At 63.3% G+C, this 20,671-nt stretch carries 16 protein-coding genes; 13 read left to right on the top strand and 3 right to left on the bottom strand.

Annotated elements, in window-relative coordinates:
- The first annotated feature begins 6 nt into the window (after positions 1 to 6).
- From ftsW to murB, 4 genes are read left to right on the top strand one after another with little or no spacing between them, the layout of a single operon-like run.
- Positions 7 to 1,161 (top strand): putative lipid II flippase FtsW, encoded by a 1,155-nt coding sequence (gene ftsW, locus ILFOPFJJ_RS06725; RefSeq protein ID WP_173509749.1) that lies wholly within the window; start codon positions 7 to 9, stop codon positions 1,159 to 1,161.
- A gap of 3 nt (positions 1,162 to 1,164) precedes the next feature.
- On the top strand, positions 1,165 to 2,289 hold the full coding sequence (gene murG / locus ILFOPFJJ_RS06730; protein ID WP_173509750.1) for an undecaprenyldiphospho-muramoylpentapeptide beta-N-acetylglucosaminyltransferase: 1,125 nt from the start codon (positions 1,165 to 1,167) through the stop codon (positions 2,287 to 2,289).
- Entirely contained in the window at positions 2,286 to 3,695 is a 1,410-nt protein-coding gene (gene murC / locus ILFOPFJJ_RS06735) for a UDP-N-acetylmuramate--L-alanine ligase (protein ID WP_173509751.1), read from the top strand. Before murG ends, murC begins: the two co-directional genes overlap by 4 nt.
- Positions 3,696 to 3,697: 2 nt before the next feature.
- Positions 3,698 to 4,672, top strand: a complete 975-nt coding sequence (gene murB, locus ILFOPFJJ_RS06740; RefSeq protein ID WP_173509752.1) for a UDP-N-acetylmuramate dehydrogenase — start codon at positions 3,698 to 3,700, stop codon at positions 4,670 to 4,672.
- A 75-nt stretch (positions 4,673 to 4,747) separates the two neighbouring features.
- Here the strand turns inward: murB and ILFOPFJJ_RS06745 are convergent, their stop codons facing one another.
- The gene (locus ILFOPFJJ_RS06745) at positions 4,748 to 6,058 is read right to left on the bottom strand and encodes an MFS transporter (RefSeq protein ID WP_173509753.1); all 1,311 of its coding nucleotides are present in this window, start codon (positions 6,056 to 6,058) and stop codon (positions 4,748 to 4,750) included.
- Positions 6,059 to 6,637: 579 nt separating this feature from the next.
- Here ILFOPFJJ_RS06745 and ILFOPFJJ_RS06750 point away from each other — a divergent pair.
- The 8 genes from ILFOPFJJ_RS06750 to ligA all read left to right on the top strand — a co-directional run bounded on the left by ILFOPFJJ_RS06750 (position 6,638) and on the right by ligA (position 18,165).
- Positions 6,638 to 7,564 (top strand): D-alanine--D-alanine ligase, encoded by a 927-nt coding sequence (locus ILFOPFJJ_RS06750; protein WP_173509754.1) that lies wholly within the window; start codon positions 6,638 to 6,640, stop codon positions 7,562 to 7,564.
- Positions 7,552 to 8,481: a cell division protein FtsQ gene (gene ftsQ / locus ILFOPFJJ_RS06755; RefSeq protein WP_173509755.1), complete on the top strand. Its 930-nt coding sequence runs from the start codon at positions 7,552 to 7,554 to the stop codon at positions 8,479 to 8,481. Before ILFOPFJJ_RS06750 ends, ftsQ begins: the two co-directional genes overlap by 13 nt.
- Positions 8,478 to 9,809: a cell division protein FtsA gene (gene ftsA / locus ILFOPFJJ_RS06760; protein WP_173509756.1), complete on the top strand. Its 1,332-nt coding sequence runs from the start codon at positions 8,478 to 8,480 to the stop codon at positions 9,807 to 9,809. The genes ftsQ and ftsA overlap by 4 nt, the downstream gene beginning before the upstream one ends.
- Positions 9,810 to 9,910: 101 nt before the next feature.
- On the top strand, positions 9,911 to 11,704 hold the full coding sequence (ftsZ, locus tag ILFOPFJJ_RS06765) for a cell division protein FtsZ (RefSeq protein WP_173509757.1): 1,794 nt from the start codon (positions 9,911 to 9,913) through the stop codon (positions 11,702 to 11,704).
- Between the two features lie 341 nt (positions 11,705 to 12,045).
- Entirely contained in the window at positions 12,046 to 12,999 is a 954-nt protein-coding gene (gene lpxC, locus ILFOPFJJ_RS06770; RefSeq protein WP_173509758.1) for a UDP-3-O-acyl-N-acetylglucosamine deacetylase, read from the top strand.
- Between the two features lie 267 nt (positions 13,000 to 13,266).
- Positions 13,267 to 14,133 carry an outer membrane protein assembly factor BamD gene (locus ILFOPFJJ_RS06775; protein ID WP_173509759.1) on the top strand — a complete coding sequence of 289 codons (867 nt, stop codon included), beginning with the start codon at positions 13,267 to 13,269 and terminating at the stop codon, positions 14,131 to 14,133.
- A 36-nt stretch (positions 14,134 to 14,169) separates the two neighbouring features.
- On the top strand, positions 14,170 to 15,843 hold the full coding sequence (gene recN, locus ILFOPFJJ_RS06780) for a DNA repair protein RecN (RefSeq protein ID WP_173509760.1): 1,674 nt from the start codon (positions 14,170 to 14,172) through the stop codon (positions 15,841 to 15,843).
- 168 nt (positions 15,844 to 16,011) lie between these two features.
- On the top strand, positions 16,012 to 18,165 hold the full coding sequence (gene ligA / locus ILFOPFJJ_RS06785) for an NAD-dependent DNA ligase LigA (protein WP_173509761.1): 2,154 nt from the start codon (positions 16,012 to 16,014) through the stop codon (positions 18,163 to 18,165).
- Positions 18,166 to 18,362: 197 nt separating this feature from the next.
- Here the strand turns inward: ligA and ILFOPFJJ_RS06790 are convergent, their stop codons facing one another.
- Both ILFOPFJJ_RS06790 and ILFOPFJJ_RS06795 read right to left on the bottom strand, forming a co-directional pair.
- Positions 18,363 to 18,767 (bottom strand): VOC family protein, encoded by a 405-nt coding sequence (locus ILFOPFJJ_RS06790; RefSeq protein ID WP_173509762.1) that lies wholly within the window; start codon positions 18,765 to 18,767, stop codon positions 18,363 to 18,365.
- A gap of 118 nt (positions 18,768 to 18,885) precedes the next feature.
- On the bottom strand, positions 18,886 to 19,815 hold the full coding sequence (locus ILFOPFJJ_RS06795) for a LysR family transcriptional regulator (protein WP_173509763.1): 930 nt from the start codon (positions 19,813 to 19,815) through the stop codon (positions 18,886 to 18,888).
- Between the two features lie 105 nt (positions 19,816 to 19,920).
- Between ILFOPFJJ_RS06795 and ILFOPFJJ_RS06800 the strand changes: the two genes are divergently transcribed.
- Entirely contained in the window at positions 19,921 to 20,667 is a 747-nt protein-coding gene (locus ILFOPFJJ_RS06800; protein ID WP_173509764.1) for a 3-oxoacyl-ACP reductase family protein, read from the top strand.
- Positions 20,668 to 20,671 lie beyond the last annotated feature (4 nt).

Genomic DNA, 20,671 nt, shown 5'->3' on the forward strand with positions numbered 1-20,671 from the left:
AGACAGATGGTAAGCCGAGCCGAACGTGGCCCTGTGGCCGACTGGTTCTGGACGATCGACAGGTTTTTTCTGGCAACCTTCGTCCTCCTGATGGGCGTCGGCTTCATGCTCTCCTTCGCGGCGAGCCCGCCGGTCGCCGAACGGCTCGGCCTCGACAGCTTCCACTTCGTCAAGCGTCACGCGCTCTTCCTCCTGCCGTCGCTTGCGGTGATGGTCGGCATCTCCTTTCTTTCGCCGCGCCAGGTCAGGCGCGCAGCGATCATCCTGCTTGCAATTTCTCTCGGGATGATGGTGCTGGTTCTCTTCGTCGGTCAGGAGGTCAAGGGCTCGCTGCGCTGGATTTCGATCGCCGGCATTTCCATTCAGCCTTCGGAATTCATGAAGCCGGCCTTTGTGGTCGTCTGCGCCTGGCTTTTCTCCGAGCACGCAAGGCAGCCGGAGATCCCGGGCAATCTTTTCGCCATCCTGCTTTTCGGTATCGTCGGCGCGCTTCTCGTCGCCCAGCCCGACCTCGGCCAGACAATCCTGACGACGGCGGTCTGGGGCGGCATGTTCTTCATGGCCGGCATGCCGTGGCTGTGGATCATCGTGCTCGCGGGCGCGGCGGTCGGCGGCTTCTTCGTCGCCTATACCATGCTGCCGCACGTCGCCGGCCGTATCGACCGCTTCCTGACCGGCGAGGGCGACACGTTCCAGGTGGACACCGCGCGCGAGGCGATCATCCGCGGCGACTGGTTCGGCCGCGGCCCGGGCGAGGGCGTGGTCAAGCGCATCATTCCCGACAGCCACACCGACTTCGTCTTCTCGGTGGCCGCCGAAGAGTTCGGCATCGTCTTCTGCATGGCCATCGTGCTGATCTTTTCGTTCCTCGTCATGCGCGGCCTCAGCCATGCCTTCCGCGAGCGCAACGATTTCAACCGCTTCGCCGTTGCCGGGCTGGTCCTGCAGATCGGCATCCAGTCGCTGATCAATATCGGTGTGAACCTCGAACTGCTTCCGGCCAAGGGCATGACCCTGCCCCTGATCTCCTACGGCGGCTCGTCGATGGTGGCGATCTGCGTGACGGCCGGATTCATCCTGGCATTGACCCGTCACCGGCCGGAAAAGCGCGCCGTGGAGCGTAGCCTCTTTCGATCCGGCGTCGGCGTGCCGGCGGAGTAAGTCATGAGCAAAGGCATCATTCTTCTTGCCGCCGGCGGCACCGGCGGTCACCTTTTTCCCGCGGAAGCGCTGGCACATGAGTTGAGGGCGTCCGGCTATTCCGTGCATCTGGTGACGGACAGCCGCGCCGAGCGCTTTGCCGGCAGGTTTCCGGCGGACGACATCCACGTCGTGCCGTCGGCGACGATCGGCTCGAAGAACCCGATCAAACTGGCGCAATCGGTCTGGAAGCTCTGGACAGGCCTGCGCGCGGCGCGGCGCCTAATCGCGCGCCTGAAGCCGAAGGCGGTGATCGGTTTCGGGGGTTACCCGACCGTGCCGCCGCTGCTGGCGGCAACCGGCATGGGTGTCCCCTCGATGATCCACGAGCAGAACGCCGTGATGGGACGAGCCAACAAGATGCTGGCATCGCGCGTTCAGGCAATCGCGGGAGGCTTTTTGCCCGAGGGCACCGGGGGGTTCGCGACGAAAACGGTGGCCACCGGCAATCCCGTTCGTCCCGCCGTGCTCCAGGCGGCGGGCGTGCCCTATGCGATTTCGGCGAGCGATGCGCCGTTCCACCTGGTCGTCTTCGGGGGCAGCCAGGGCGCACAATATTTCTCGCAGGCGGTCCCACAGGCGGTCTGCCGTCTCGACGACACCGCGCGCCAGCGGGTGCGGGTCACACAGCAGGCGCGCCCCGAGGATCGGGAAGGTGTCATCGCGGCATACCAGAAACTCGGCGTCCCGGCCGAGGTTGCCCCCTTCTTCAACGACATGGCGGCGCGGATCGCGGCGGCCCAACTCGTCATCTGCCGTTCGGGCGCGTCGACCGTTTCCGAGCTTGCCGTCATCGGCCGGCCGGCAGTCCTTGTGCCTTATCCTTATGCGCTCGATCACGATCAGGCGGCGAATGCGGCCGCGCTTGCGGCCAAGGGCGGCGCCCGTGTGATCGCACAGGCCGAACTCAGCGCTGAACGGCTCTCGGGCATCCTCGCCGACGCCATGAACAATCCGCAATCCCTGGCGCAGATGGCCACCAATGCCCGCGAAACCGGCAAACCGGACGCTGCGCGCTTGCTTGCGTCCCTCGTAGAGGCTATTGCCAGCGGTTTGACAGTCGAGAAATTCAAGGAAACACGCTCATGAAAATGCCGAAGACGATCGGGCTCGTACATTTCATCGGTATCGGCGGCATTGGCATGAGCGGCATCGCGGAGGTTCTGCACAATCTCGGTCACCGGGTGCAGGGTTCGGATCAGTCGGACAGCGCCAACGTGCAGCGCCTGCGCGACAAGGGCATCAGGATCTCCGTCGGCCACAAGGCTGAAAACCTCGGCGATGCCGAGGTTGTCGTCGTCTCGACCGCGATCAAGAAGGACAATCCCGAGTTGATCGCCGCGCGCGAAAAATTCCTGCCCGTCGTGCGCCGCGCCGAAATGCTGGCCGAGTTGATGCGTTTCCGCAATGCGATCGCCATCGGCGGCACGCACGGAAAGACGACGACGACCTCGATGGTCGCAGCGCTGCTCGATGCAGGCGGGCTCGATCCGACCGTCATCAATGGCGGCATCATCAACGCCTACGGCACCAACGCGCGCATGGGCGCCGGCGAATGGATGGTGGTCGAGGCGGACGAGTCCGACGGCACCTTCCTGAAGCTGCCGGCCGACATCGCCGTCGTCACCAATATCGACCCGGAGCATCTCGACCACTACGGCAATTTCGACGCCGTGAGGGCGGCCTTCCGGCAGTTCGTCGAGAACGTGCCCTTCTATGGTTTCGGCGTGCTCTGCCTCGATCATCCCGAGGTCCAGTCGATGGTCGCCAAGATCGAGGACCGCAAGGTCGTCAGCTATGGCGAGAACCCGCAGGCGGACGTGCGTTACCACAATATACGCATGGACGGCGCGACCTCGATCTTCGATATCGAGATCCGCCGCCGCCGCACCGGGCAGGTGATCACGATGAAGGATCTGCGGCTGCCGATGCCCGGCCGCCACAACGTTTCCAATGCCACGGCCGCTATCGCAGTCGCCCAGCGTCTCGGCATCAAGCCGGAGGATATCGCGAAGGGGCTCGCCGCCTTCGGTGGCGTCAAGCGGCGTTTCACGCTTACCGGCGAGTGGAATGGCGCGCGCATCTTCGACGACTACGGCCATCACCCTGTCGAGATCAAGGCGGTCCTTAAGGCGGCGCGCGAGGCCTGCCAGGGACGGATCATCGCTGTCCACCAGCCGCATCGCTACAGCCGCCTGTCGACCCTCTTCGAGGACTTCTCTTCCTGCTTCAACGATGCCGATACGATCCTGATCGCGCCCGTTTACGCGGCCGGCGAAGACGCGATCGACGGCGTGAATTCGGAAGCACTGGTCAATCGCATCAAAGCGGCGGGCCACCGTGACGCGCGCTATGTCGCCGGGCAGGAGGAAATCGCACCAATCGTCTCGAAGATTGCGCAGGCGGGCGATTTTGTGGTTCTCTTGGGGGCTGGCAGCATTACCTATTGGGCTGCAGCCCTGCCCAAGGAACTCGCGAATATTTCAGGAATTTGAGCATGAAACAGGTCAACGGTCAGAAACTTTTCGAAGCGCTCGGAAGCGGCGTCAGTGCAGTTCGCGGACGCATCACGCCCGATGCCCCGATGGACCGCGTGACCTGGTTTCGCGCCGGTGGGCTTGCCGAGCTCATGTTCCAGCCGCACGACACCGACGATCTCGTCACGTTTCTGAAACTCGTGCCGGAGAACGTGCCGGTCATGGTCATCGGCGTCGGTTCCAACCTGCTCGTGCGCGACGGCGGCATACCGGGCGTCGTTATCCGCCTTTCGGCCAAGGGCTTCGGCGATCTTGAGATCGTCGGCGAAAACCGCATCAAGGCGGGTGCCATCTGCCCGGACAAGAATATCGCCGCGATGGCGCTCGACCACGGCATTGGCGGCTTCTATTTCTACTACGGCATCCCGGGTTCGATCGGCGGTGCGCTCCGGATGAACGCCGGCGCGAATGGCGGCGAGACGCGCGAGCGCGTCGTGGAGGTCCATGCGGTCGACCGCAAGGGCAAAAAGCATGTTCTGAGCAATGCCGACATGGGCTATTCCTATCGTCACACTGCAGCGGCGAAGGACCTGATCTTCACGCATGCGATTTTCGAAGGCTATCCGGAAGACAAGAACAAGATCCGCACCGACATGGATGCGGTGCGCCAGCATCGCGAGACGGTGCAGCCGATCCGCGAGAAGACCGGCGGCTCGACCTTCAAGAATCCGGAAGGCCACTCCGCCTGGAAGCTCATCGACGAGGCGGGTTGCCGCGGCATGATGATCGGCAGCGCGCAAATGTCTCCGCTCCACTGCAACTTCATGATCAACACGGGGCAGGCGACCGGCTACGAGCTCGAATATCTCGGCGAGACCGTGCGCCAGCGCGTGATGGAACATTCCGGCGTGAAGCTGGAGTGGGAGATCAAGCGCGTCGGCAATTTCATGCCAGGTTACGAGATCAAGGAATTCCTCGGCCGCGGCATAGCCTAAGCCGGAAAATAGCAACGGAAAGGGCCGCGACGGTTGCCGTCGCGGCCCTTCCTGCTTTTCAATTCGGTGTTGTCGTCAGCCGGAAACTTCCTCTTCCTTCGAGAGCAGCAGGCAGACAAGCGTGATCAGCGCGGCGGCCAGCAGGTAATAGCCGACGTGGCCGAGGCTGTAATTGGTTGCAAGCCAGGTGGCGATGTAGGGCGCCAGCGACGCGCCGAAGATGCCGGCGAGGTTGAAGGTCATCGAGGCACCGGTATAGCGCACCGCCGTCGGGAAGGGGGCGGCGAGTGCTGCGCCGATCGGCCCGTAAGTGAGTCCCATCAGACCAAGGCCGATGATCGAAGAGGCGAAGGCGCCGCCTAGGCCGCTCGTCATCAGCGGAGCCATGACGAGACCGAAGATGCCGATGCCGATCGTCGTCAGCACCAGAACGAGACGCCGACCGAAGCGATCCGAAAGAATGCCCGAGACCGGGATCATCAGGCCGAAGAATACGACGCCGGCCATCTGGACGACCAGGAACTGCTCGCGCGAATAACCGAGCTTCGCCGTGCCCCAGGAGAGCGAGAAGACGGTCATCAGGTAGAACAGAACAAAGGTCGCGAGCGCCACGAAAGTGCCGAGCACGAGACTGCGCTTGTGTGAGCGGAAGATTGCCGCGACCGGAACCTCGACGCGCTCATGCTTGTCGATCGCCTTCTGGAATTCCGGCGTCTCGGTGATCTTCAGGCGGACATAGAGGCCGACGATGACGAGGAGCACGCTGGCGATGAAGGGGATGCGCCAGCCCCAGGCGAGGAAGGCTTCCTCGCTCATCACTTCGCCGAGCACGAGGAAGGTGCCGGCGGAAAGGATGAAGCCGATCGGCGCACCGAGCTGCGGGAACATCGCGTACCAGCTCCGCTTGCCTTCCGGGGCGTTCTCGGTGGCGAGCAGCACGGCGCCGCCCCATTCGCCGCCGAGCCCGAGACCCTGGCCAAAGCGGCAGAGCGCCAGCAGCAGCGGCGCGGCAATGCCGATCGTCGCATAGGTCGGCAGAAGACCGATGACGACGGTCGAAATGCCCATGGTCATGAGCGCCGCGACGAGTGTCGCCTTGCGGCCGACCTTGTCACCGAAATGGCCGAAGACCACCGCGCCGAAGGGGCGGGCGAAAAAGGCGATCGAGAAGGTGGCGAAGGACTGCAGCATCGCCGAGGTCGGATCGGCCGAGGGGAAGAAGAGATGCGGGAAAATGATCACCGCCGCCGTCGCATAAACGTAGAAGTCGAAGAATTCGATGGTCGTGCCGACGAGGCTGGCGAACAGCACCCGTGCAGGCGAGTTCACTGCCGGCTGATGCAACGCACTATCCTTTGGCGACAGCGAGGTTGTCGCGTCTGTCATTGTCTTGTTCCTGATATGATTGCCATGCCGTCTTGGCAGGCGGTCGGCGGGTCTTAGCGCAAGTTTCCGTCGGGAGAAACCCCGATATAGTAAGAAATGCGAACTAAATTTGCGGCGAGCGCAGCATTATTCCGCCGGCGCGCGGCTCGGCATGATCTACCCGCTCGAGGCCTCGATTTTCGGCAAGGGCCAGGTCCCGGCAGCATTCCTTTGCGGTAGTCACCGCCGTTCGCAAGATTGTCGAAGTGATGGTGTCCCAGGTGAGCGGCGCGCTTAGGCAAGCGACGAGAGCCTTGCCAGGAGCCGCGACGGATATCCAGGGGCTTCATTTTTCGCCGTCCGCACTCATTTTCTTAACATAGCCGTACAAACCACTGATTTCTCGTCTGATTGCCTTGTTTAGGCAGGCGTTTTCGGCGGCAAAGCTGACGCGCTTCATGAGAAGAGTTAACCAAAGTAAACGATTCATTAACCATAATGCCGTTCTAGTGGCGCTGTTCGGGCGCCGGCGACTCGGCAGCCGGAATCAGCCAGACGCAAGCAAGAATAGTGATAGTGGCGTATTGTTTGGGGGTTTTGATGAGCGGCAGGCATGTTGCTGTCCTGATGGGCGGATTTTCCTCGGAGAGGCCGGTGAGCCTGTCTTCCGGGGCTGCTTGCGCCGATGCCCTTGAAGCCGAAGGCTATCGCGTTACGCGCGTGGACGTCGGGCGCGATGTGGCCGCAGTTCTTGCGGACCTGCGTCCGGAGATTGCCTTCAACGCCCTCCACGGCCCCTTCGGCGAAGACGGCACGATCCAGGGCATCCTGGAATATCTCGAGATTCCCTATACCCATTCCGGCGTGCTTGCCTCCGCGCTCGCCATGGACAAGGCGCAGGCCAAGCATGTCGCCAAGGCTGCCGGCATTCCGGTCGCCGATGCGTTGATCATGGATCGGCGGACATTCGGCAACCGGCACCCGATGAAGCCGCCCTACGTGGTCAAGCCGGTTCGCGAAGGTTCGAGCTTCGGCGTCGTCATCGTCAAGGAGGATCAGTCGCATCCGCCGCAGGTGATCACGTCCAGCGAATGGCGCTACGGCGACCGTGTCATGGTCGAGCGCTATATCGCCGGCCGCGAGCTGACATGCGGCGTCATGGGCGATGTCGCGCTCGGCGTCACCGAGATCATTCCCCAGGGGCATGCCTTCTACGATTATGATTCAAAATACGTAAAAGGTGGTTCAAGCCACGTCATTCCGGCGCAGATTTCACCAAATATTTACCAAAAAATACAAACACTCGCTTTGAAGGCGCATCAGGCAATCGGTTGCCGCGGCGTCAGCCGATCCGACTTCCGCTTCGACGATCGCGGTCCCGGCGAGGGCGAGTTGATCTGGCTGGAAATCAATACCCAGCCCGGCATGACCCCGACCTCCCTGGTGCCCGAGATGGCGCAGCATGCGGGCCTTCAGTTTGGTGAGTTTCTCAGGTGGATGGTGGAGGACGCATCGTGTTTGCGTTGAGGGGCAGAAGGGGCAGAAGGGTGCGTCACCCGCTCGGCGTCGCCGGCGAGGCGGATGAGACGTTCGTGCTGCCGCGTCCACTGCGCAAGGTCGTGCGCTTCCTGGTCAGCCTTGGCACGGGCCGCATCCGCTTTCCCGCGCACACCGGTACTGTGTCGGCCGCCGCCTTCCTTGCGGCGACGGGCTTCTACGGCATGTCGCTTGGGGGCCACACGCAGAACTTCGCGCAGGCCTCGACGACGGCAGCCGGCTTCGCCATCGAGGACGTCCGGGTTTCCGGCAACGAGCAAACCTCCGAGATCGATATTCTCCAGCAGCTCGGGCTCGATGGCGCGACGTCGCTCGTCGCTCTCGACATCGCCGAGGCGCGCAGGCTGATCAGCGAATTGCCCTGGGTGCAGAACGTGACCGTGCGCAAGGTCTATCCGGGCACGATCGAGGTCAATCTTGAGGAACGCAAGGCCTTCGGTATCTGGCAGCATGGCTCCGACCTGTCACTGATCGAGCGCAGCGGCAGTGTCATCGCGCCGCTTCGCGACAACAAGTTCGCCGCTTTGCCGCTGTTCGTCGGTCGCGATGCAGAGACGGCGGCGGCCGGGTTCTACGACGAATTCTCGCGCTGGCCGGAGTTCCGCTCCCGCGTGAAGGCTTTCGTGCGGGTTTCCGGCAGGCGGTGGGACCTGCGCCTCGACAACGGCATCATCGTCAAGCTTCCGGAGAACGACGTCGCCAGGGCGATGAAGGTTCTCGCCGAGATGGAGGAGAGGCACCAGCTTCTCGAGCGCGACATCGCCGCCGTCGATCTGAGGCTTGAAGACCGCACCACGGTACAATTGACGCCGGAAGCCGTTGCCCGGCGAGAGGTCGCGTTGAAGGCGAGGGAGAAGATGCTGAAAGCCCAGGAGAAGCGGATATGAGTTTGTTCGGGTCCGCCAATTTTGGCCTTCCGCGTCTGAAGCCGCTTTCGTCCAAGCGGTCGCACGTCGTCTCGGTGCTCGACATCGGCTCGACCAAGATCGTCTGCATGATCGGCCGGCTGACGCCGCGCGCCGAAAGCCAGATCCTGCCCGGTCGCACCCACAACATCGAAATCATCGGCATAGGCCATCAGAAGTCACGCGGTGTGAAGAACGGCGTCATCGCCGATCTCGACGCGGCGGAAGGCGTCGTCAGGCTCGCGGTCGATGCCGCGGAGCGGATGGCGGGGCTGACGATCGACAGCCTGATCGTCAATGTTTCCGCCGGCCGCCTGCAGAGCGACGTCTACACGGCGACGATCGATCTCGGCGGGCAGGAGGTCGATGCAAGCGATCTCAAGAAGGTGCTGGCCGCCGCCGGCCAGCAGTCGCAGCGCTCCGATCGGGCAATCCTGCATTCGCTGCCCACCGGCTTCTCGCTCGATGGCGAGCGCGGCATTCGCGATCCACTGGCGATGTTCGGCGATGTCCTTGGCGTGGATATGCACGTGCTAACGGTCGAGCGGGCCGCTCTCAAGAATCTCGAGCTCTGCGTCAACCGCGCTCATCTCTCGGTCGAGGGCATCGTTGCGACGCCTTATGCCAGCGGTCTTGCCGCACTCGTCGACGACGAGGTGGAGCTTGGCTGCGCGGCCATCGACATGGGCGGCGGCACGACGACGATTTCCGTCTTCGCCGAAGGCAAGCTGGTTCATGCCGACGCCGTCAGCCTCGGCGGCCATCATGTCACCACCGATCTTGCACGCGGGCTATCGACGCGCATCGAGGATGCCGAACGGCTGAAGGTCGTGCACGGTTCGGCGCTGCCGAACAGCGCCGACGAGCGCGACATCGTATCCGTCCCGCCGATCGGCGAAGACGATCGCGATCAGCCGACCCATGTGCCGCGTGCGCTGGTGTCGCGCATCGTTCGCGCCCGCATCGAGGAGACGCTGGAACTCATTCGCGATCGCATCCAGCGTTCGGGCTTCAGCCCGATCGTCGGCAAGCGCATCGTGCTGACGGGCGGCGCCAGCCAGCTGACCGGTCTGCCGGAAGCGGCGCGGCGCATTCTCGCCCGCAATGTCCGCATTGGTCGCCCGCTCGGCGTGTCCGGTCTGCCGGCCGCGGCGAAGGGGCCTGCCTTTTCCACGGCTGTCGGGCTGATGATCTATCCGCAGGTCGCCGATCTCGAGACCCATGCTGCCCACGGTGGCATGTTCTCCACCTTCGGCGGCGGCAACAGCCGCATCGCCCGCATGGGACAGTGGTTGAAAGAGAGTTTCTGAGCTTCGCCGGCGTCGCAGGGCGCCGGGCGAAACAGGTGTTTGAGTTTTGAAGGATTTGGTCGGCTCGGCAAGGCGGCCAGAAAACGAGAAGGAACAGTGATATGACCATCAACTTGCAAAAGCCGGATATCACCGAGCTGAAGCCCCGCATCACGGTCTTCGGCGTCGGTGGCGGCGGCGGCAACGCCGTCAACAACATGATCACCGCGGGCCTGCAGGGCGTCGACTTCGTTGTCGCCAACACGGACGCGCAGGCGCTCACCATGACCAAGGCTGAACGGATCATCCAGATGGGTGTGGCAGTCACCGAAGGTCTCGGCGCCGGCTCGCAGCCGGAAGTCGGCCGCGCAGCCGCCGAAGAGTGCATCGACGAGATCATCGATCATCTGAACGGCACGCATATGTGCTTCGTCACCGCCGGCATGGGCGGCGGCACCGGCACCGGCGCGGCCCCGATCGTCGCCCAGGCCGCCCGCAACAAGGGCATCCTGACTGTCGGCGTCGTGACCAAGCCCTTCCACTTCGAAGGCCAGCGCCGCATGCGCCTCGCCGATCAGGGTATCGCCGAACTGCAGAAGTCGGTCGACACGCTGATCGTCATACCGAACCAGAACCTCTTCCGCATCGCCAATGACAAGACGACCTTCGCGGACGCCTTCGCGATGGCCGACCAGGTCCTCTATTCGGGCGTTGCCTGCATCACCGACCTCATGGTCAAGGAAGGCCTGATCAACCTCGACTTCGCCGACGTCCGCTCGGTGATGCGCGAAATGGGCCGCGCCATGATGGGCACCGGCGAAGCATCGGGCGAAGGCCGCGCAATGGCTGCCGCCGAGGCTGCAATCGCCAACCCGCTGCTCGACGAAACCTCGATGAAGGGCGCTCAAGGGTTGCTCATCTCCATCACCGGCGGTCGCGACCTCACGCTGTTCGAGGTCGACGAGGCTGCAACGCGCATCCGCGAGGAAGTGGATCCCGACGCCAACATCATCCTTGGCGCCACCTTCGACGAAGAACTCGAAGGCCTGATCCGCGTTTCCGTCGTTGCAACCGGTATCGATCGCACGGCCGCGGAGGTGGCCGGTCGCACGGTTGACTTTCGTCCGGTAGCGCCGAAGCCGGTCGTTCGCGCGTCCGCAGCAATCCCGACCCAGCCTCAGCCGGTCGCCCAGCACCACCAGCCGGCACCACAGCCGCAGCCGGTTGCCCAACCCGTGCAGCAGCAAAACACGGTCGACCAGATCGCGCTCGCAATCCGCGAAGCCGAAATGGAGCGCGAGCTCGATATCGCCACCCGCACCCAGGTCGCCGCGCCTGTGCAGCAGGTACAGCAGGTGCAGGAAGAAGCCTTTCGGCCCCAAAGCAAGCTTTTCGCCGGCGCCGCCCCGGTGGAGGCCGCTCCCGTAGTGCGTCAGGCCCCGCCGGTGCAGCGTCCGGTCGAAATGCCGGTGCAGGCACAGGTCCAGCCGCAAATGCAGCCGCAAATGCAGCCGCAGCCGGTCCGTCACGAGCCTGCTCCGGTCGTGCGCCAGCAGGCCGAACCGGTGCGCATGCCGAAGGTCGAGGACTTTCCGCCAGTCGTGAAGGCCGAGATTGATCACCGCGCGCATGCCGCACCCGCTCACCAGGAAGAGCGCGGCCCGATGGGGCTCCTGAAGCGAATCACCAATTCGCTTTCCCGTCGCGACGATGACGATCATGGCGTCTCGGCCGACATGACGGCCGCAGCACCGAGTGCTGCCTCCCAGCAGCGCCGCCCGCTTTCGCCGGAAGCGAGCCTTTACGCGCCGCGTCGCGGCCAGCTTGACGATCACGGCCGCGTCTCGCCGCAGGCGCGCTCGCACGAAGATGATCAGCTCGAAATCCCGGCGTTCCTTCGCCGGCAATCGAACTGATTTTGAAGGACTGTTCCTTCACCTTGCCGAATGCCCGGGCGACTGCCCGGGCATTTTTCCATTTTCGTCGTTCTTTCAACGGCTTGCCACTTATGTTGCGCGCATGACAATTGCGTAACAATGCGAAACGAACAGTGATTTGGAATGGTGCCTCCAAAATCTTATTTTCAGCATCGGAATTGGGGACGCATACGATTCGATCGGGCGCTGTTAGTTCAAGAGATCGAGGTTTCGGCCGACAGACGCGAATCCTCGGGGGTCTTACTTTGTGCCTTTGAACATCGTTGCATCCTTCGTGCGTTTGGCCCAGGCGGCCTCATTGAGTGAAAGTGACGACGAGAATGGGAATTGAACTCCTCGGGTTTCAGACAACGATTGCAAGCCCGGTAACGCTGAAGGGAATTGGCGTCCATTCAGGCGCGGAAGTGTCGATCACCTTCCATCCGGCCGAGGCCGACGCCGGCATCGTCTTCCAGCGGGTTCTCGCCGGCGGCCGCGTCGCCGAGTTCCGGGCCGTCTCGTCGCAGGTCGGCAACACCGATCTCTGCACGGTTCTCGGTTTCTCGCCGGCGACCTCTGTCGCGACGGTCGAGCACGTGATGGCTGCGATTTATGCGCTCGGTCTCGACAACTTGCTCGTCGAAGTTCACGGTGCCGAAATGCCGATCATGGACGGCAGCTCCGAGCCCTTCATCGACGCGATCGAACAGGTCGGCCTGAGGGCGCTTGCGGTGAAGCGGCGCTATATCCGCATCATCAAGCCGGTGCGCATCGAATCGGGGGCCTCCTGGTCGGAGTTCACGCCCTATGACGGCATGCGCTTCGAGGTCGAGATCGACTTCGACTGCCCGCTGATCGGCCGTCAGGCCTGGAAGGGCGATATGACGCCTTCGGTCTTCAAGCGGGAGCTGTCGCGCGCGCGCACCTTCGGCTTCATGCGTGATGTCGAGCGGCTGTGGGCCGGTGGCTTCGCGCTCGGCTCGTCGCTCGAAAATTCGGTGGTGATCTCGGACGGCAACACGGTGATCAATATCGAGGGCCTGCGCTATACGGACGAATTCGTTCGCCACAAGACCCTTGACGCAGTCGGCGATCTTTCACTGGCCGGCGCTCCCTTCATCGGCTGCTATCGTTCCTATCGCGGCGGCCACAAGATGAACGCCAATGCACTGAAAGCCCTGTTGAGCGACAACAGCGCTTACGAGGTCGTCGAAACGGCAACGCCGCGCCAGCGCACCCGCTCGCGCGATTTGGTCGCCGTCGCCGCCCCGGGTTTCGCGCCTTGGTCCGCATAACAACAAGAGTGAGTTCTTCTCCAGTCGCCGGCCGAAAGGCCGGCTTTTTCATTGCGTCGGATGATTCCCCGAAGCGGAATCGAGGCTGGGAATATGCTTTCACGCAAAGTATTGGGCGGCCTTCATCGGTGGAAAACGCGTAAAGCACTGCATACCGCCACAAATTTGCATGAATTGCTGATCATGACGTTGCGATCTTGAGGCAACTTGCTCTAAAACGCGCAGGTCTGGCGGGATGCGGTCCGCCGAGTGAAACGGGAATATTCGATGGTTCTTGCAGTTTCGGTCGACATAAGAAAATCGGTGCGCGTCGCCGCGGTCGTTATTGCGGCTGTGGCTGGCAGCAGCCTGATCACAGCCTGCCAGAACGATCCGGATATCGACATCACCAAGCTTGCGGCGGAAACCGATCCGCCGGAGGTGCTCTACAACCAGGGCCTTGCCAACCTCAATGCTGGCAAGACGACCGAAGCGGCGCGCAAGTTCGAAGCGCTCGACCGCCAGCATCCGTTCTCCGAATACGCCCGCAAGGCGCTGGTGATGAACGCCTTCGTCGCCTACCGCAATGGCCAATATCAGGACGCGATTAACGCGACGAGCCGCTATCTGAACCTCTACCCGCAGTCGGAAGACGCGGCCTATGCGCAATACATTCAGGGCCTCGCCTATACGAAGCAGATTCCCTCGGTGACCCAGGACCAGAAGGCGGCCGCCAAGGCGATCGATGCGATGCAGGCCGTCGTCGATAAATATCCGGACTCCGATTATGTCGAGGACGCGCAGTCGAAGATCCGCTTTGCCCGCGACCAGCTCGCCGGCAAGGAAATGCAGGTCGGCCGCTACTACCTCGAGCGCAAGGAATATCTTGCCGCCGTTTCCCGCTTCCGCGTCGTCGTCGAACAGTATCCGAATACGAACCAGGTCGAGGAAGCGCTTGCCCGACTCGTCGAGGCCTATTACGCCATGGGTGTAACCACGGAAGCGCAGACTGCGGCGGCAGTGCTCGGGCACAATTATCCGGACAGCCAGTGGTATGCCGATTCCTTCAAGCTGCTGCAGTCGGGCGGGCTTGAGCCGCGCGAAACCGGCACGTCCTGGATCGCGCGCGCGGGTAAGAGGCTCATCGGCGCCTGATAGGCTCGGCGCTCGACAAGGAAGATATGAAACCGGATGCTCGCCCAGCTCTCGATCCGCGATATCGTCCTGATCGAACGGCTTGACCTCACCTTCGATGCCGGGCTCTCCGTGCTGACCGGCGAAACCGGCGCGGGCAAATCCATCCTTCTCGACAGCCTGTCGCTGGCGCTCGGCGGCCGCGGCGACGGCTCGCTCGTGCGCCACGGCGAGGACAAGGGGCAGGTCACGGCTGTTTTTGACGTGCCTGCCGGCCACGCGGCGCGGCTGATGCTGCGCGAAAACAGCATCGATGACGACGGCGATCTGATTTTCCGCCGCGTGCAGTCGACGGACGGCCGCACCAAGGCTTTCGTCAACGACCAGCCGGTGAGCGTACAACTGATGCGGCAGCTCGGCCAGACACTGGTCGAAATCCATGGCCAGCACGACGACCGGGCGCTGGTCGATACTGACGCGCATCGCGCACTGCTCGACGCTTTCGGCGGCACCTCGGAAGCGGCGGATGAGGTGGCCGCGCTTTACCGCGGCTGGCGCGACGCGGAACGCAATCTCAAGAAACACCGCGAAAAGGTAGAGGCGGCGGCGCGCGAAGCCGATTATCTGCGCTCCTCCGTCGAAGAGCTGGAGACGCTTTCGCCGCGTGACGGCGAAGAGGAGGAGCTTGCCGAAGCCCGCGCACGGATGATGAAGGCCGAGCGGATCGCCGGCGACATCAACGAGGCTTCGGAGTTCCTCAACGGCAATACGTCGCCGGTTCCGCTGATCGCCTCGCTTGTCCGGCGTCTCGAACGCAAGAGCCACGAGGCCCCCGGCCTGCTCGAAGAGACCGTGGAGCTTTTGGACGGGGCGCTGAACCAGCTTTCGGACGCGCAGATGGCGGTGGAGCGGGCGCTGCGCAACACGGAATTCGACCCGAAGGAGCTGGAGCGCGCCGAGGAGCGGCTGTTCGCACTGCGTGCCGCAAGCCGCAAATATTCCGTTCCGGTCACGGAGCTCCCGGCGCTTGCCGTTCGCATGATCGCCGACCTCGCCGATCTGGATGCCGGCGGGGAGAAGCTGAAGCAGCTGGAAGTGCAGGTAGGAGAGGCGAGGGCGGCTTTCGACGCAACGGCCCGGTCGCTTTCCGAGAAGCGCCAGCATACGGCGGACGCGCTTTCGGCCGCGGTGATGGCGGAGCTGCCGGCGCTGAAGCTCGAACGGGCGCGTTTCATGGTGGAGGTCGCGAGCGATCCGTCGTCACCGACCGCCGATGGCATCGATATCGTCGAATTCCATGTGCAGACCAACCCCGGCACCCGGCCGGGGCCGATCATGAAGGTAGCTTCCGGCGGCGAACTTTCGCGTTTCCTGTTGGCGCTGAAAGTGGCGCTTGCCGATCGGGGCTCGGCGCCAACGCTGGTCTTCGACGAAATCGACACCGGCGTCGGCGGGGCGGTCGCCGATGCCATTGGCCAGCGGCTGAAGCGGCTTTCCAAGAATGTCCAGGTGCTCTCCGTCACCCACGCGCCGCAGGTGGCCGCGCGCGCTGCGACCCATCTCCTGATTTCCAAAGGGCCGTCGGCGGAAAAGGCAGAGACAATCGCAACCCGCGTTGCCCGTATGGACGACGAAGCGCGCACCGAGGAAATCGCCCGCATGCTCGCCGGCGCCTCAATCACCGAGGAGGCGAGGGCGGCGGCGGCGCGGCTGCTCGCCGGCAACGGCTGAGCGCAGCGACTTCAGCTTCCCGGCTATGCACCATGGCGCGGCGCTTCTCTCGAGACGCGCAAAGGTCGTTGTAGCACTTGGAATCGCTGCATGATTTTGTCCTCAAATCGATTCCGATTTGGAGAATCATGAAGTACAAAACGACTCGCGAATCCGGAGTCGTCGCCCATGTCGAATGAAAGAAAACCAGTCGAGCAGTTGACCGAAACGGAGGCCGCCGAGGAACTGGCCTTTCTCGCGAGCGAGCTTGCCCGCCATGACGCGCTCTATCATGGGCAGGACGCACCGGAAATCTCGGATGCCGATTACGACGCGCTGAAGCGGCGCAACGACCTGATCGAGGCGCGGTTTCCCGCACTCATCCGTGAGGACAGCCCCTCGCGGAAGGTCGGTGCTGCACCCTCGCTCACCTTCCAGCCGGTCATCCATGCGCGGCCGATGCTTTCCCTCGACAACACCTTTTCTGACGAGGACGCCCGCGATTTCCTCGCCGCCATCTATCGCTTCCTCGGACGACTTCCGGATCATTCGATCGACTTTACGGCCGAGCCGAAGATCGACGGGCTTTCGATGTCGCTGCGCTATGAAAACCGCCGGCTGGTGACGGCTGCGACACGCGGCGACGGCACGACCGGCGAAAACGTCACCGCCAATGTCCGCACCATCGGCATGATCCCCAAGACGCTTCCAGCGGACGCACCGGATGTGGTCGAAGTCCGCGGCGAGATCTACATGGCGAAGTCGGACTTCGCTGCGCTTAATGCCGAGATGGCGGCGCAGGGCAGGCCGCTTTACGTCAATCCGCGCAACACGGCATCCGGCTCGCTCCGTCAGCTCGACGCCAAGGTGACGGCGAGCCGAAAGCTCCGGTTCTTCGCCTATGCCTGGGGCGAGATGTCGGCAATGCCGGCGGACACGCAATTCGGCATGGTCGAAGCCTTCAGGGCCTGGGGTTTCCCGGTCAATCCGCTGATGCAGCGCTTCTCTTCCGCGGACGAATTGCTGGAACACTATCACCACATCGAGCGCGAGCGGCCGGACCTCGACTATGATATCGACGGCGTCGTCTACAAGGTCGACCGGCTCGACCTGCAGGCGCGCCTCGGCTTTCGCTCGCGTTCGCCGCGATGGGCGACTGCGCACAAGTTCCCGGCCGAGCAGGCCTTCACCCGGCTCAAGGGCATCGACATCCAAGTCGGTCGCACCGGCGCGTTGACGCCGGTGGCGCGGCTGGAGCCGATCACCGTCGGCGGGGTGGTGGTGACGAACGCAACCCTGCACAACGAGGACTATATCCGCGGTGTCGGCAATAGCGGCGAAGCAATCCACGAAGGGCGCGACATCCGGATCGGCGACATGGTCATCGTCCAGCGGGCAGGGGACGTCATTCCGCAGATCGTCGACGTGGTGATGGACGAGCGGCCGGAAGGTGCGGAGCCTTACAAATTCCCGGCCACATGCCCTGTCTGCGGCAGCCATGCGGTGCGCGACATCAACGAGAAATCCGGCAAGGTCGATGCCGTGCGCCGCTGCACCGGCGGCTTCGTCTGCCGGGCCCAGGCGGTCGAGCACCTGAAACACTTCGTCTCGCGCAATGCCTTCGACATCGAAGGGCTTGGCTCCAAGCAGATCGAATTCTTCTTCGAAAGCGAAGACGAGAACCTCAGGATCCGCACCGCACCGGAGATCTTCACGCTGGAGCGCCGCCAGGAGTCCTCGCTCACCAAGCTCGAAAACATCGAGGGCTTCGGCAAGGTCAGCGTCAGAAAGCTCTTCGAGGCGATCAATACCCGCCGCTCGATCGCGCTTCACCGCTTCATCTATGCGCTCGGCATACGCCACGTGGGAGAGACGACGGCGAAGCTGCTTGCGCGCTCCTATGGCAGCTACGATCATTTTGGCGCAGCGATGATCGAGGCGGGCAGTTTTGCAGGCGACGCCTGGAACGAACTCAACAGCATCGACGGCATAGGCGAGGTCGTCGCCCGTGCCATCGTCGAGTTCTACAAGGAGCCCCGCAACGTCGAGGTCGTCTCGCGGCTTATCGAGGAAGTGACGCCGGAAAGGGCCGAGGCGCCGGTTGTGACCGATAGTCCGGTTGCGGGCAAGACGGTGGTTTTCACCGGCTCGCTCGAGAAGATGACGCGCGACGAGGCGAAGGCGAAGGCAGAAAGTATCGGCGCGAAAGTGGCGGGCTCGGTGTCGAAAAAGACCGACATCGTCGTGGCCGGCCCCGGTGCGGGCTCCAAGCTCGACAAGGCCCGTGAACTCGGCATCCAGACCATGGACGAGGACGAGTGGCTGGCGCTGATCGGCGGGTGAGCGTCAGTAGGCTTTGGATCGCTTGAGTCTTTCGCCGCGCGGACGGCAGTGGCGTCGCAACGGCTCTGCGGTAGAGGGATGAAGAGGCACTACCCTCTGTCATCCTCGGGCTAAACATCAAGCCCGAGGATGACGGAGCAAAGGGAAAGCCAGCGGCAAACAATAAGTGCGAGCGGTACGTCCTCCGGCTCAGCTGGTCACGCCGCCTGCTCTGCCGACATATCCATCCACATGAACTCCCAGACGTGGCCATCCAGATCCTGGAAGCTGATGCCGTACATCGAGCCGTAGTCGATCGCCGGCTTCCACGGCTTGGCGCCGGCGGCGAGCGCCTTGGCGAGCATGTCGTCACACTCGGCGCGACTCGCGGCGGAAAGGGCGGTGATGACTTCCGTGCCCTTGGACGCGTCGCTGATCTCCCCGGTGATGAAATCACGGAATTTCGCCTCCGTCAGAAGCATGGCGAAGATATTGTCGTCGATGACCATGCAGGCGGCAGTATCGTCCGAGAACTGTTCGTTGAAGGTGAAGCCGAGGGCGGAGAAGAATGCCCGCGAGGCCTCAAGGTTTTTGACTGGCAGGTTAACGAAAATCATGCGCATGGAATGTTCCTCGTGAAAGAGATCTTTGCTTCTACGCGGCAAGGACGAAGCGGGGCCTCGTCAGCCGACAGGGGTGGCGAAATTTAGCTGGCGCCGCGGCGACAACTTTCAAGCATGATCAGCCAAGGCTGCCGGCAAAACGTTCCGCAAACCTGTGCCGTTTGAAATGGTCGGCGACGAAATCGATGAAGATGCGCGTCTTGGCGGGTAGAAGCGTGCGGCTGCCGTAGTAGACCGATATCGGGCCGGCATCGGCATACCATTTGGGCAGGACGCGGACGAGTTCGCCGGATTCGAGATGGGGCAGTACGTCCGGCACGGCAACCAAGGTCACGCCGAGGCCGAGGAGTGCGGCGCGGCACATGGCGGCCGGATCGTTGACGACGATCGTCTCCTTCGGCGCGGCGGCCATTTCCTCCCCCGCGGCGTTGCGCATTATCCATTGCCGGATGCGGCCAGTGCGCGCCGAACGCATGACGATGCCGTCGAGATCGGCGAGACCGGCGGGATCGAGCAGCGGGCTTCGCCCGACGAGATAGGCAGGAGAGGCGACCGCGATGATATGGGCGGGAGCCAGCACCCGCGAGACGATACCGGGCGACAGCTCGAAACCGCCGCCTATTGCCGCGTCGAAACCTTCCGCGACGAGATCGACCTGCCGGTTGTCGAACTGCCAGTCGATCCGGATCGCCGGGTACTGCTTCAGGAAGTCCGGCAGCAGCGGCAGAATGTGGTCGATCCCGAAGGTCGGGCTGAGGCTGACCTTGAGCACGCCCGCGGGTCCCCCCCGTTCGCCGCCTGCTTCGGCGATCGCGCTCTGCAGTCCTTCGAGATTGTCGCGGATCGCGGCCAGGAAGCGCTCGCCGTCCTCTGTCAGCGTCAGCTTGCGGGTCGAACGATGGAAGAGGCGGATGCCGAGGTTTCTTTCGAGCATCGCGACATTGCGGCTTACTGCGGCGGGCGTCAGGCCGAGACGCCGGGCGGCACCGGAGAAGCCGCGATGCTCGGCGCTGCGGACGAAGGATTCGAGGTTGGCAAGCGTTTCCATGGGCTTTCAAGTAATCGTTGAAAATGCTGAAAGTGATTACCGACTTATTCTAGCTGAATGAGATGGCAATATCCACTCCATCGAAACCTCAATGGAGTGAAGACAATGTCCAGCCAGAACCTTCAAGGAAGGGTCGCTTTCGTCACCGGCGGCTCCCGCTCGATCGGCGCTGCCATCGCCAAACGCCTTGCGAACGATGGTGCCGCCGTCGCCATCACCTATCACGGATCGCCCGAACGGGCCGCTGCGGTGGTTGACGCGATCAAGGTCGAGGGCGGCCGCGCCGCCGCCATCCGGGCCGATGCCGGTGACGCTACCGCGGTACGCGCGGCCGTCACTGAGGCGGTCAGGATGTTCGGCGGCATCGACATACTCGTCAACAATGCCGGCATCGCGCTCGGCGGTCCGATCGACGAGATCACCGAGGCGGATTACAATCGCATGATTGCGGTCAACGTCACCGGCGTCTTCGTCGCCACGCAGGAGGCCGTGCGCCATATGAAGAGCGGCGGGCGCGTCATCCACATCGGCAGCTCGATGGTACGCTACGCGGCCTTTCCGACCGCCTCGCTCTACACGCTGACCAAGGGTGCCGTTGCCGGCTTCAACCGCAGCCTGGTGCGCGATCTCGGGCCGCGAGGCATAACCGTCAACACGGTGCATCCCGGCCCCACCGACACCGACATGAATCCGGATGGCGGCCCGGTCTCGAAGATCGTCGGTCCCGGCATGGCGATAGGCCGCTACGGCAAGCCGGAGGAGATCGCAAGCGTCGTTGCCTATCTGTCGAGCCCCGAAGCAGCCTTCGTTACTGGAGCCGACATCGTCGCTGACGGCGGCTTTACGGCCTGACGTC

The organism is Sinorhizobium psoraleae (genome assembly GCF_013283645.1).
In the GTDB taxonomy this organism is placed as follows: Bacteria; Pseudomonadota; Alphaproteobacteria; order Rhizobiales; family Rhizobiaceae; genus Sinorhizobium; species Sinorhizobium psoraleae.